Genomic DNA, 12,628 nt, shown 5'->3' on the forward strand with positions numbered 1-12,628 from the left:
TTTCACGGCGGATACCATCGACCGCCTCGAACCCCGCCTGTCGGCAAGCGCCCTCACGTTGCTCCGGATGGCGTGCACCGGGATGGCACGACGCGGTGGGTGAGTCGTCCCCGGCGGCCGGCGCGTCCCGACGAGGACTCCCGGCCCTCCCGGGCCAACGGCCCCCGCCGGCACCCCGCGCGTCACGTGCACAATGGCGAGCGTGTCGAGTCCCGCGCTGAACCCCCAGGAAGCGAACCTCCGCGACTGGCTGTTCGACCAAGCCGAACGCCACGGCCACGCGGTCGTCACCGTCCCGGCCGACGCCGAAGGTGCCCAGTACGCGTTCTCGGTGGGCGCGTGGCGCAGGTTCGGCGTGGCCGAAGCGGTGGTGATCGGCCTGCCGCCGGAGATGGCCGAAATGCTGATCCGCATGTACGTCACCCGTGCCGGCCAGGGCGAGCGCTTCGTGGCCGGCAAGCTCTACCACGACTTCTTCGAGGGCGTCCCGGTCACGTTCGAACGCGTCTTCAAGGGCTTCTACCCGGAGTTCTTCGGCAGCGCCTTCCTGCTCTACGGCAAGGGCGACTTCGCGGCCGTCCAGATCATCATCCCCACCACCGACGGCCGCTGGCCCTGGCACCCGAACGCCCCGGAGGGCTTCGCCGACTGGCAGTTGGTGCTGACCGAGAGCGGCCGGCCGGAGAGCTGGACCCCCGGCCACAACGGTCCCTGACCCCGCACCGCCCGCGCTGTCCTGCGACGCTCATCGCGCCGTCCACCGCACGTGACGCGCCCGTTCCCGCGAGTTCACCCACCCCTGCCACGCTGACCAGCGCGTCCTGCCGGCGACACCCTCCCGGCACCCGGTGGAACGCCCCGGGCAGCCACGCCGAGAAGACCACTCCGCGGTGCGGATGTCGATCTTCGGATCCGTCCGGCACCCGTCGGGCCCCCGCCGCAAGCCCGCGGCCGGGGCCCGACGTCGTTGTCCGGCAATCGTTGTCAGCCGGCAGCCCCTCGACACCGGACAACGACCAGGGACTATCACAGTCGGTGTGCGGCACGACCGGGGGGCTCTACTCCGCACATCGGTAAGGGGGGAGCACGTCCCGCTCCGCGTAGATCGGGGGAGGTACGCGGGGCGGGACGTGCACGAACAGAACTCCGTCGCCGGGCGATCCCGGGCCAGGCCACAGATCGGGGGGAGAGGCCCCGGCAGACCACTTCCACTCAGCCGACCGACACCACGAGATGCGCCACACCACCACACACCACGCACAACACCGCACCGTCACCCACCGCACCGTCACCCACCACACCGTCACCCACCACACCGCTGGCCACGCGCCGCCCCGTGCCCACGACTGTCCCGTAGATCACGTTTGCCTCACCGGGTCCGGGCGCACCACTAGCGGTATGCGCACCACCCACGGCCGAGCTCGCCGTGCACCGCGCCGCCGCGCCCGCCCCCACCGCGCCGGCGGGAGGCCGGGAGCCACCGCCCCGTCACGGGGTCCGGCCCAGCAGCGCGACCAGGCGGTCCTGGTCGCCGGCGTCCTCCGGCACCGGCACCGACGAGCCGAAGATCCCGCTGCCGGCGAAGTCCGCCAGGTGCTCGCGCGCGAACCCCAGCAACGTCCGGGCCAGGTCCGGGTCGAGCCGCTCGTCCGCCCCGATCGCCCGCGCCAGGTCCCAGGCGTGCACCCCGAGGTCGAGGGTCATCTGCCACCCGTACTCCGTCGACGTCGAGCGCCCGCCGCTCAGGTGCACCGGCCGGATCAGCGCCTTCGGCGAGATCCACGCCTCGCGCGCCGCCGCCGCCGCGAGCACCCAGGCGTGCACCGGGTCCTCGCCGAGCTGGTCGCCCTCGAACCGGTCGCCCACCTGGTCGACCGTGCACCCGGCGAGCAGCTCGGGGGCCCAGAGCTGCTCGTACACCAGGTGGTTGACCAGGTCGCGGACCGACCACTCCGCGCAGGGCGTGCCCAGCCCCCACTGGTCGGGGCGCACCCGGCGCACCCGGGAGTCGAACTCCGTCATCGCGCGTCCGTGAGCTTCGATCAGATCCACCACACGAGTGCACCAAAGATCGACCCGCGCCGCACCCCGAACGTGTGCTCCTCCCCACGGCTCCGCCCGTCGATTTCTTCCAGTACGACCGTACGGCGTAGCTTGTCCCGGAACGCCGTGGGTGACAACGTTGACACCAGGAGGAACCTTTGAGCGCCACGAGCGCGGCTTCCGCTCCCCAGAAGGGCTTCTTCGGGCACCCCCGGGGACTGTCCACGCTGTTCTTCGCCGAGCTGTGGGAGCGCTTCTCCTACTACGGCATGAAGGCGATCCTCGCCTACTACCTGTACCGCTCGACGGCGGAAGGCGCTCTGGGGCTGGACCAGAGCTTCGCGCTCTCCCTGGTCGCCATCTACGGCTCGGCCGTCTACATGTCCGGCGTCGCGGGCGGCTGGCTCGCCGACCGGGTGTTCGGCGGGCAGCGGGCGGTCTTCTACGGCGGCGTGCTCATCATGCTGGGCCACGTCGGGCTCGCCCTGCCGATCGGCGTGGCCGGGGTGTACCTGGGCCTGATCCTGATCGTGCTGGGCACCGGCCTGCTCAAGCCGAACATCTCCACGGTCGTCGGCGGCCTGTACGCGCCGGACGACTCGCGCCGCGACGCCGGCTTCACGATCTTCTACATGGGCATCAACATCGGTGGCTTCATCGCGCCGCTGGTGACCGGCACGCTCGGGGAGAAGGTGGACTGGCACCTGGGCTTCGGCTCGGCGGCGGTGGGCATGGCGCTCGGCCTGATCGCCTACTGGTTCGGCCGGCGCAACCTGGGCGACGCCGCCGCGACGCCGCCGAACCCGCTGCCCGCCGAGGACCGCGTCCGCGTGCTCACCCGGATCACCGCGATCGCGCTCGGCCTGACCGCCGTGGTCGTCGTGCTGGTGCTGACCGGCGTGCTCGGCGGCGAGGGCGTCATCAACCTGATCAGCTTCGTGTCCGTGGTGCTGCCCGTCGGCTACTTCGTGGTGATGATGCGCAGCCCCAAGACCACGAAGGTGGAGCGGTCGCGGCTGACCGCCTACATCCCGCTGTTCGTCGCGGCGGCCATGTTCTGGCTGCTGTTCGAGCAGAGCGCGACGGTGATCGCGGCGTTCGCGGACACCCGGCTGGACCGGAACTTCCTCGGCCTGGACATCCCGCCGTCGTTCATCCAGTCCATCAACCCGGTGATGATCATCGCCTTCGCGCCGCTGTTCGCCCTGCTCTGGGTGAAGCTCGGCAACCGCCAGCCGTCGACGCCGCGCAAGTTCGCGATCTCGCTGCTGCTGGTCGGCGCGTCCTACGTGCTGATGATGATCGCCAGCTCGGGCGACCCGTCGGTGCGGGCGAACTTCATGTGGATCATCCTGATGTACGCGGTGATGACCTGCGGCGAGCTCCTGCTCTCCCCGGTGGGCCTGTCGGCGACCACGAAGCTCGCGCCGCGCGCGTTCGCCTCGCAGACGATGGGCCTGTGGTTCCTCGCGTCGGCCGCCGGCCAGGGCGTGGGCGCGATCGTGGTCCGGTTCTACAGCGAGGAGAACGCCCAGGTGTACTTCGGCGTGCTGGGCGGTGCCGCCATCGTGTTCGGCCTGCTGCTCGCGTTGGGCACCAACAACATCCGGAAGCTGATGCACGGCGTCAACTGACCGGGCGCACGTCGCGGTGGACACCGCGCGATCCGCACTGGTGCGGAGAAGAGGAGCGCGGGCGACCCGCCACGGCGGCGGTGCGGCGGGTCGGACCCGCGCGGTGTCCAGGATGCCCCACATTCCTGTGGTTCAGCTGATGATTTCCACGATCGGGCGGTGTTCGGCCGCGCCGGTGCCGACCGGGAAGCGCTCCGGGCCGCGGATCACCCGGGACGCGCGACGGCGGACCCGCCCCGCCGCGCGCAGGTCCGGGAACCGGCGGAACAGCCCGCGCAGCGCCGCCGCGCCCTCCACCCGGGCCAGGTTCGCGCCCAGGCAGTAGTGGATGCCCGCCGAGAACGCGAGGTGCTCGCGGCCGTTCGGCCGCCCCGGCCGGAACCGGTGCGGGTCGGTGAACACCGCCGGGTCGCGGTTCGCCCCGGCCAGCAGCAGCATGATCGGCGTGCCCCGGGAGATCCGGGTGCCGGCGACCTCCGTGGTCTGGAACGGCACGCGGACCGTGTACTGCACGGGCGGGTCCAGCCGGAGCGTCTCCTCGACGACCGCCTCCGCGTGGCCGGGGTCGTCGAGCAGGCGTTCGCGCACCTCCGGGTGCGCCAGCACGGCCAGCACCGAGTTGCCGATCAGGTTGACCGTCGTCTCGAACCCGGCCACCAGCAGCAGTTCGGTGGTCGCGATCAGGTCCTCGCGCCGGAGGTCCTCGTGCGCGACCAGCCGGCTCACCACGTCGTCGCCGGGGTGCCGGCGGCGGTGCGCGATCAGGTCGTCGAGGAACGCCTCGAACTCGCGCAACCCGCTGTGCAGGGCGCGCATCTCCGTCAGGGTCCGCACCCCGTCCAGCGCGTTGACCACCGCACCGCCCCAGCGGGCGAACGCCGCGTGGTCCGCGTCCGGCACGCCCAGCAGGTCCGCGATCACCTGGATCGGGACCCGCGCGGCGAAGTCGCCGACCAGGTCGAACGTCGGCTGGTCGGCCACCTCGTCCAGGTACTCCTCGACCACCCGCTCCACGGTGGCCACCTGGTCCCGCAGCCCGCGCGGGGTGAACCACGGCGAGACCAGCCGTCGCAACCGGGTGTGGTCCGGCGGGTTGAGCACCAGGAACGACTCCTCGACCGGGTTCACCAACCGGCGCGCCCCGGTGTAGGCGACCGAGTCGACCGGCGACAACTCGCCGGCCGGCAGCGGTCCGAAACCGGGATCGCGCAGCAGCGAGTCGCACAGCTCGTGCGACGCGGTGATGTGCAGACCCAGCCTGCTCGTCACCACCGGGCCGCGTCGCCGGACGGATTCGTAAGCGGGGTAGGGGTCCTGGGCGGAACTCATCGCGAACAGCCGCGCTCCCGGATCGCCGAGCAGCGCGTGGCCGCGAACGGCGGCGCGCCCCAGGAACAGCAACGTTGCGTTCTTCACCACGGACGGCATGGGGCAACGGTGACGCCGACGCGGGAAAGTCTCAAGGACGGAGCCGGTCATTCCGCTCGAAGCCGGACCGGCAGGGACGTCAGCCGCCACGTGCCGGGGTCCGGCGAGTGCTCCAGCGGTCCCGCGAGCGCCAGCTCGGGGAAGCGGGTCAGCAGCGCGGTCAGCGCCTCCTCGGTCTGCACCCGCGCGAATCCCGCGCCCAGGCAGAAGTGCGGTCCGTGCGAGTAGGCCAGGTGCGCGGCCTCCGCGCGGGTCACGTCCAGCCGGTCCGGGTCGGTGAACACGCGCGGGTCGCGGTTCGCCGACACCAGCGCCGTGATCACCCCCTCGCCCTTCCGGACCACCACGTCGCCGAAAGCCACGTCCTCCTGGGCGTACCTCGGCGCGGTGAGCAGTTGCGGGCTCTTCCACCGGGTCAGCTCCTCGACCGCGCGCGGCACGAGTGAGAGGTCGGCGCGCAGCACGGCCAGTTGTCCGGGGTGCGTGAGCAGGGCTTCGACCGCGTTCGCGATCAGGTTGGTCGGCGTCTGGCCGGCCAGCACCAGGTGCCACACCAGCGTGACGAGCTCGGTCTCGGTGAACCGCTCGGGCGTGTGCAGCAGGGAGGAGATCAGGTCGTCGCCGGGCTCGGCGGCGCAGCGCGCCACCGCCGCCCGCGCGCCCTCGACGACCCGCGGGACGGCGTCGAGGAACGCGGGCCCGAACCCGCCGGCCACGGCCGCCCCGAACTCCCTCCACTGTGGACGGTCGGCGTCCGGGATGCCGACGAGCTCGCAGATCGCGTCCATCGGCAGCGGCCGGGCGAAGTCGGCCAGCAGGTCCACCTCACCGCCCGGCGGCAGCGCGTCGAGCAGGTCGTCCACGATCCGGCGCATCCGAGGCCGGAACTCCTCGGCACGGCGGGCGGTGAAGGCGGGTGCGGCGAGTCGGCGCAGCCGGGTGTGCTCGGGGCCTTCCATTTCGCTCATCGTGCGCAGGTAGCGCCGGCAGTGCTCGGGGATTCCGGGCATCGGCAGGAACGAGCCGGTGTCGAGCGCGAACCGCGCGTCACCCAGCACGGCCTTCACGTCCGCGTGGCGCGTGACGACCCAGGGCGAGCCCATCCCGGGCACGGTGATCCGGGCGAGGGGACTCGCCTCCCGGGCGTCGGAGTAGGCCGTGAACGGGTCGAACAGGACGGCGGGATCGGTGATGTCGATCTCGGGAACAGTCATCTCGCGCTCCAGATGTTCATAACAGATGTTCTCATCATCTGAATGCGGACGTTATCGTGGATCACGGCGGAGCGGCAAGCCAGGTCCCCTCGACGGCACCGGCACGAGCGGCGGGGAGGTCCACCGATGGTCCGCGTGAGCAGGGCGGAGACCCAGGAGCGCACCCGGTCGAAGGTGCTCGCCGCAGCTCGCGACGAGTTCGCCGAGCGCGGTTTCCGGGACGCGAAGGTCGACGCGATCGCCGAGCGGGTCGGGCTGACCAGGGGAGCGGTCTACTCGAACTTCCCCGGCAAGCGCGCGCTGTACTTCGCCGTCCTCGCCGACGCCGCCGAACACGCCTACCCGCCCGGACCCGGCTCCCGAGCCGACCCGGGCCCCGACGGCGGCGCGTTCCGCCACCGCCGCTCCGACCCCGGTCCCGGCGGTGGTGCGTACGCCCACCACCTCTCGACCGGGAGCCCCGTCACCCTCCCGCCGATGGGTGCGCGGGTCGGGCTCAGCGCCGCGCTGGGCGCGTTCGCGCTGGCCTGGGTACGCCCCCTCGCCGAGGACCGGCTGGGCCGCGACCTCACCCCGGAACTGCTCGCCGAGGACGTGCGCCTGCCCTACACGCACCTGCTCAAGCTCGACGCGTTGCTGCTCAGCCTGGCTCTGGAACGCTTGCGCCCCACCGGACCCGGGCCGGGTGGCGCGCCCGCGCGCCGGGTCCGCCAAGCCGAGATCGTGCTCGGCGCGCTGCACGGCGCGAGCCGGCTCGCGGCGACCGCGCCCGGTTTCCTCCAGCCCTACGACGTGGTCGTCGCGTGCGAGCACCTGGCCGACCTCCACCTGGAGGACTGGTGGTCGACCCCGCCGCCCGGTCCGCCGATCCGTCCGGTCGAGGAACCGTGGACCCCGCCGCCGGCCGTCGACCTGGTGCGCGGCGAACCGCTCCGACCACGGGACGGCGTGGTCGCGGTGCTCGGCCTGAACCGGCTGGCCGCCGTCGAGGAGGCGGTGCGGCACGGCGAGCCGACGACGGTCGTGCTGGCGACGAGCGAGCCCCGGGAACTCGGGCCGCTCGCCCGGCTGACCGTGGCGCAGGTCTGCGGCCCGCTGCGCCAGGCGTTCCCGGTCGAGGCGTGGCCGGACGTGCGGGTGGTGTGCGACGAGTCCGGGACCTTCGCGAAGTCGCTCGGCGTACCGGCGTTCAGCGACGAGACCGAGACCGCGCTCCGCGTGCGGAACGGCCGAATCCTGGTGCGGGCGGACGGGTTCGCCGCCTGCCACGCCGTCGCCGGCTCACGCTGACGCCCCCTTGGCTGCGGGCCCACTCGCGTAGCTGTCGGCCCACTCGGGTCGCTACTGGCGGCCCACTCGCGTGACTGTCGGCTCTCGCGCCACTCCGCATTATCGCGACTGGTGTCGCGTTAAGCGCAACTAATGCAACACGTGTCGCGTTAGCGACCGGCGCGGCTGGCGCGGATCGCGGACGAGGTGCGTGACGCGGTCGGCGCGGTCGGCGCGGTGCGGCCGGTCGGGGTGGTGCGCTCGGTCGGCTCGGTCGGCTCGTCTGGTCGGCGGCGGGGTTCGAAGAGGCGGCGGAAGTCTTCGGGGATCGGGGTGCTGCGCAGTTCCGGCGTCCCGAACGACACGTACCGGTTCCACCCCGTCGCGACCGGCGCGCCGTCGACGTCCGCGTCGAACCCCATCGTCAGCGTCGTGGTGCCGAGCGTGCGCACCCGGACGTTGATCCTGATCAGGTCGTCGAACCGCGCCGGGCCCAGGTACCGGATGGACGTCTCGGCCACCACGAGGTCGACGCCGTGCCTCTCCAGCTCCTTGTACGAGCCGAGCAGCGATCGCAGCGCCTCCACCATCGCGGCTTCGAAGAACACCGGGTACCGCGAGGCGTGGACGACCCCCTGGCGGTCGCAGTCGACCGGGCGCACCCGCACCCGGTGCACGTGGGCAGCTCGCGGGTCGGCCATGCCGGGAATCCTAGGGGGCACCCGAACGGGATTCGAGTGCCGAGCGGAAGCTGTCGATCAGCCGGTGCGGCGGTGTCGGCGGACCGATTCCTCGACCAGGTCCAGCACCGGTTCCAGGTCGTCGGCGGGCAGGCCCATCGCCAGGTGCGACACCAGTCCCTCCAGCACCAGTTCCAGGAAGGACGTGAGCACGTCGACGTCCACGTCGTCCCGCAGGTTCCCGGCCTCCCGCTGGCGCAGCAGGCGCTGCCTGGTGGCGTCGGTGAGCTGGCGCGACCGCTCGGCCCACCGGCTGCGGAACTCCGGGTCGGTGCGCAGCCGCCGGGACACCTCCAGCCGCGTGCCCAGCCAGTCCGCCGGGTGCTCGGCGTCGGGCTCGGGCGCGGCCAGCAGGTCCCGCATCACCTGCACGAGACCCTGCCGGGCGACGACGTCGGCCATCCGGAGCGCGTCGTCCTCGGCGAGGGCGAGGAACAGCGACTCCTTGTCGCGGAAGTGGTGGAAGATCGCTCCCCGGGACAACCCGGTGGCTTCTTCCAGCCGGCGTACGGTGGCACCCTCGTAGCCGTAGCGCGCGAAACACGTACGGGCACCGTCCAGGATCTGGCGGCGGCGGGCGTCGAGGTGGTCCTGGCTGACCCTGGGCACCTGTCGATGTTGCCAGTCGTGGCCCCGGAAATCCAATCAGTACGTACGGATTGAGGGATTCCACTTTGGAGTGATCTTGGCTCGGCCGGCTCGAACCGGCGGGCCCGCCGAACTACGGTGGCGCACCGTGAAGGACTACCGGCTCGGGCGGCTCTCGCAGGTGGACGACGTGCGGCGGGGCATCGACCTGATCGACCTGGTCCGCCTCGCGCACCACGACCACCTCGACCCGGACGCCCTGCGCGCCGCCGAGCGCCGGGCGACGACCATCGTGGCGTTCGACACGTTCGTGGTGCCGGTGCTCCTCCAGACACCGTCCTACGGGCTGGTCCAGGGCGCGGACCCGGAGCGGCGCGAGGTGCTGGACCGGCATCCGGCACCCGCGTGCGAGTTCTTCGTGCACGAGACCGCGTTGCACACGTGGTCGGGCGATCCCGGGGTGCTGGCCGAGCAGTTGCGCGCGCTCACGTCCTCGCCCGCCCGCCTGGTGCCGTTCGCGGCGGGCGGGCGGCCCGAGTTCCGGCAGTCGTTCACCCTGCTGGGGTTCGCGACGGGCGGTCCGGCGGTGCACGTCGAAACGCTGTGCGGGTGCCACGACGTGGTGGCGCGCTACCAGGTGGTGGCGGACGTGCTGCGGGAGTGCGCCCTGGGCCCGGACGAGTCGCGGGAGGCGTTCGCGCGTGCCGCCGAAGCCCTGTCCGGGGAGTCGCGCGAAGGTGGGCACCGTTCCTGACCGACACCGGGGTACCCGCGCCGCCGTCGGACCCGCGCTCGACCGGCCCCGGTCGTGATCCCGGCGAAGTGTGGACGATCGCGGTCCGGACGTGGTGGCACAGCGGCAAAGCGCGGGTCGCCGCTCCCGGTCCGGCGACACCGGCGGGACCGCGCCCAGCGGTGAACCGGCGGCCATTCGGACCACCCGCAACTTAACCCGCCGGTAGATTGCCGGCGGGTCACGTCGTGTCCCCCCTCGTCCGGTCTGTCCGGAACGAGCCGCCGACCTGCGGAGTCGGCCGCTTGTCGTTGATCCGTAAGGGTTTCGCAGGCGTGCGACTGTCGGTCCCCCCGTGTAGCGTCGAATCGACCAAGGATGATCACGGGGAGTGTGCGATTTGACTGCATTACGTAACGCTCCGGCACAGGGGCCGACCCCGGCGGTATTCCGAGACCGTGCCGAAGCCGAGGCCTACGTCGCCTCGGTGTGCTTCAAGCACGGGCCTCCACGGCTGCTCGGCGTCGAGATCGAATGGACCGTCCACCACCGCGAAAACCCGGCGAAACCGCTCGACGCGAGCGTGCTCGCCGCGGCACTGGGCAAGCACGCACCACCGACCCTCGTCCCGGACAGCCCGCAGCACCCGCTGCCCGGCGGCACGCCGCTCACCGTCGAACCGGGCGGCCAGGTCGAGATCTCCACCCCGCCGAGCGGTTCGCTCACCGAACTGCTCAAGACCGTCGCCGCGGACGTCGACCACCTCACCGGCCTGCTGGAGCCCGCGGGCCTGGTACTCGGTCACCGCGGTGCCGATCCGCACCGCCCCCCTCGCCGCCTGCTCCAGGTGCCCCGCTACGCCGCGATGGAGCACGCCTTCGCACCCGTCGGGCCCGAGGGCATCACCATGATGTGCAGCACCGCCGGACTCCAGGTGTGCCTGGACTTCGGCCACGAAGCCGACCTCGCCACGCGCTGGGCCGCCGTGCACGCGCTGGGTCCCGTGCTCACCGCGCTGTTCGCGAACTCGCCCGGCGTCGGCGGCCGGCGCACCGACTGGGCCAGTGCCCGGATGCGCACCCTCTACGCCACCGACCCCGTGCGCACCCGACCCGCCGCGGTGTGCGCGGACCCGGCGTCGGCCTGGGCGCGGCGGGTGGTCGACGCCCCGGTGATCGTGGTCCGAAGACCGGGCAACGACTGGCTGCCCCCGCGCCCCCTGACCTTCGCCGACTGGATCGGCGGAGCGCTGGGGGCGCGGCCGACCGCCGAAGACCTGGACTACCACCTGTCGTTGCAGTTCCCGCCGGTCCGCCCGCGCGGGTACGTGGAGGTCCGCTACCTCGACACGCCGCCGGACGGCGGGTGGCTGCCGCCCGTCGTGCTGATGGCCGCGCTGTTCAGCGACCGGTCCGTCGTGGACGCGGCGCTGGCGGCCACCGGGGCCGCCGGCGGGCGCTGGCTCGCGGCGGCGCGGTACGGCCTGGCCGACCCGGTGCTCGCGCGCGCGGCGCGCGACGTGGTCGCCCTGGGCTGCGCGGCGCTGCGCAACACCGACCTGTCCGTCGGGCAGACCGACGCCATCGCGGAAGACCTGCACCGCACGCTCGCCGAGAAGACCGCTGAGAATGCCGGAGGGGGCCGTTCATGACCAGCATCGACAACACCACCGGTGTCGAGCGCATCCGGGACCACGTCGCCGCCCAACTGACCAGGGCGCGGCGGCGCAGCGAAGTCCTCACCGACGCCGTGGACGACCACGACCTGGTGCGCCAGCACTCCGGGCTGATGTCCCCGCTGGTGTGGGACCTCGCCCACATCGGCAACCAGGAAGAGCTCTGGCTGGTCCGCGACGTCGGCGGGCGCGAGCCGGTGCGCCAGGACATCGACGAGCTCTACGACGCGTTCAAGCACGCCCGGTCCGCGCGCCCGGAACTGCCGCTGCTCGGTCCCGCCGAAGCCCGCCGGTACGTGGGCGAGGTGCGCGACAAGGTGTTCGACGTGCTGGAGACCAGTCCGCTGGAGGGCCGCAGGCTACTCGACGGCGGGTTCGCGTTCGGCATGATCGTCCAGCACGAGCAGCAGCACGACGAGACCATGCTGGCCACCCACCAGCTCCGCACCGGCCCGCCGGTGCTGGACGCCCCGCCGCCGCCGCCCGCCGGACCGGTCGGGCCCGCCGAGGTGCTGGTGCCGGGCGGCCCGTTCACCATGGGCACGTCGACCGAGGCGTGGGCGCTGGACAACGAGCGCCCCGCGCACCAGGCGCACACCGACCCGTTCTTCATCGACACCGCGCCGGTCACCAACGGCGCGTACGCGGCGTTCGTGGCGGACGGCGGGTACCGCGACCCGCGCTGGTGGTCCGACGCCGGCTGGGCGCACGTCCGCAAGGCCCCGCTGGTCGCTCCCCGGTTCTGGGAGCGGCACGGCGAGCAGTGGTTCCGCACGGCGTTCGGCGTGACCGCGCCGCTCGACCCGGACCAGCCCGTGGTGCACGTCTGCTACTACGAGGCCGAGGCGTACGCCCGCTGGGCGGGCCGCCGGCTGCCGACCGAGGTCGAGTGGGAGAAGGCGGCCCGCTTCGACCCGGCGAGCGGTCGGTCGCGGCGCTACCCGTGGGGTGACGAGGAGCCGACCGAGGCGCACGCCAACCTGGGGCAGCGGCACCTGTCGCCGGCACCGGTCGGCGCGTACCCGGCGGGCGCGTCCCCGCTCGGCGTGCACCAGTTGATCGGCGACGTGTGGGAGTGGACCAGCTCCGACTTCCACGGCTACGGCGGGTTCGAGGTCTTCCCCTACGCCGAGTACTCGCAGGTGTTCTTCGGTCCCGACCACAAGGTGCTGCGCGGCGGTTCGTTCGGCACCGACCGGTCGGCGGTGCGCTCGACGTTCCGCAACTGGGACTACCCGATCCGACGGCAGATCTTCGCCGGGTTCCGCTGCGCGCGGGACGCGACGCCGGACGAACTGGGCTGA

Annotated in this window: 11 protein-coding genes; 6 read left to right on the forward strand and 5 right to left on the reverse strand. The window is 72.6% G+C overall.

Annotated elements, in window-relative coordinates; translation table 11 throughout:
- Positions 1 to 193: 193 nt before the first annotated feature.
- Positions 194 to 715, forward strand: a complete 522-nt coding sequence (locus AB0G01_RS31235; protein ID WP_360953051.1) for a DUF4262 domain-containing protein — start codon at positions 194 to 196, stop codon at positions 713 to 715.
- Between the two features lie 773 nt (positions 716 to 1,488).
- On the opposite strand, the gene AB0G01_RS31240 is transcribed toward AB0G01_RS31235, so the two are convergent.
- On the reverse strand, positions 1,489 to 2,022 hold the full coding sequence (locus AB0G01_RS31240; RefSeq protein ID WP_360953054.1) for a TIGR03086 family metal-binding protein: 534 nt from the start codon (positions 2,020 to 2,022) through the stop codon (positions 1,489 to 1,491).
- A gap of 179 nt (positions 2,023 to 2,201) precedes the next feature.
- On the opposite strand from AB0G01_RS31240, the gene AB0G01_RS31245 reads away from it, so the two are divergent.
- Positions 2,202 to 3,677, forward strand: coding sequence for a peptide MFS transporter (locus tag AB0G01_RS31245; protein ID WP_360953057.1), 1,476 nt, complete (start codon positions 2,202 to 2,204; stop codon positions 3,675 to 3,677).
- 132 nt (positions 3,678 to 3,809) lie between these two features.
- Here the strand turns inward: AB0G01_RS31245 and AB0G01_RS31250 are convergent, their stop codons facing one another.
- The gene (locus AB0G01_RS31250) at positions 3,810 to 5,105 is read right to left on the reverse strand and encodes a cytochrome P450 (RefSeq protein WP_360953060.1); all 1,296 of its coding nucleotides are present in this window, start codon (positions 5,103 to 5,105) and stop codon (positions 3,810 to 3,812) included.
- A gap of 47 nt (positions 5,106 to 5,152) precedes the next feature.
- Entirely contained in the window at positions 5,153 to 6,319 is a 1,167-nt protein-coding gene (locus AB0G01_RS31255) for a cytochrome P450 (RefSeq protein WP_360953063.1), read from the reverse strand.
- A gap of 126 nt (positions 6,320 to 6,445) precedes the next feature.
- On the opposite strand from AB0G01_RS31255, the gene AB0G01_RS31260 reads away from it, so the two are divergent.
- Entirely contained in the window at positions 6,446 to 7,609 is a 1,164-nt protein-coding gene (locus tag AB0G01_RS31260) for a TetR/AcrR family transcriptional regulator (protein WP_360953066.1), read from the forward strand.
- Positions 7,610 to 7,758: 149 nt separating this feature from the next.
- Here AB0G01_RS31260 and AB0G01_RS31265 read toward each other — a convergent pair whose 3' ends face one another.
- Entirely contained in the window at positions 7,759 to 8,289 is a 531-nt protein-coding gene (locus tag AB0G01_RS31265; RefSeq protein WP_360953069.1) for a thioesterase family protein, read from the reverse strand.
- 57 nt (positions 8,290 to 8,346) lie between these two features.
- The gene (locus AB0G01_RS31270) at positions 8,347 to 8,937 is read right to left on the reverse strand and encodes a helix-turn-helix domain-containing protein (RefSeq protein ID WP_360953072.1); all 591 of its coding nucleotides are present in this window, start codon (positions 8,935 to 8,937) and stop codon (positions 8,347 to 8,349) included.
- A 127-nt stretch (positions 8,938 to 9,064) separates the two neighbouring features.
- On the opposite strand from AB0G01_RS31270, the gene AB0G01_RS31275 reads away from it, so the two are divergent.
- The 3 genes from AB0G01_RS31275 to egtB all read left to right on the forward strand — a co-directional run bounded on the left by AB0G01_RS31275 (position 9,065) and on the right by egtB (position 12,628).
- Entirely contained in the window at positions 9,065 to 9,670 is a 606-nt protein-coding gene (locus tag AB0G01_RS31275; protein WP_360953075.1) for a DUF5753 domain-containing protein, read from the forward strand.
- A gap of 466 nt (positions 9,671 to 10,136) precedes the next feature.
- The gene (locus AB0G01_RS31280; protein WP_360953078.1) at positions 10,137 to 11,300 is read left to right on the forward strand and encodes a glutamate-cysteine ligase family protein; all 1,164 of its coding nucleotides are present in this window, start codon (positions 10,137 to 10,139) and stop codon (positions 11,298 to 11,300) included.
- Complete coding sequence (egtB, locus tag AB0G01_RS31285; RefSeq protein WP_360953081.1) at positions 11,297 to 12,628, forward strand: ergothioneine biosynthesis protein EgtB; 1,332 nt, start codon at positions 11,297 to 11,299, stop codon at positions 12,626 to 12,628. Before AB0G01_RS31280 ends, egtB begins: the two co-directional genes overlap by 4 nt.

It is taken from the genome of Actinosynnema sp. NPDC023587 (assembly GCF_040640215.1).
In the GTDB taxonomy this organism is placed as follows: domain Bacteria; phylum Actinomycetota; class Actinomycetes; order Mycobacteriales; family Pseudonocardiaceae; genus Actinosynnema.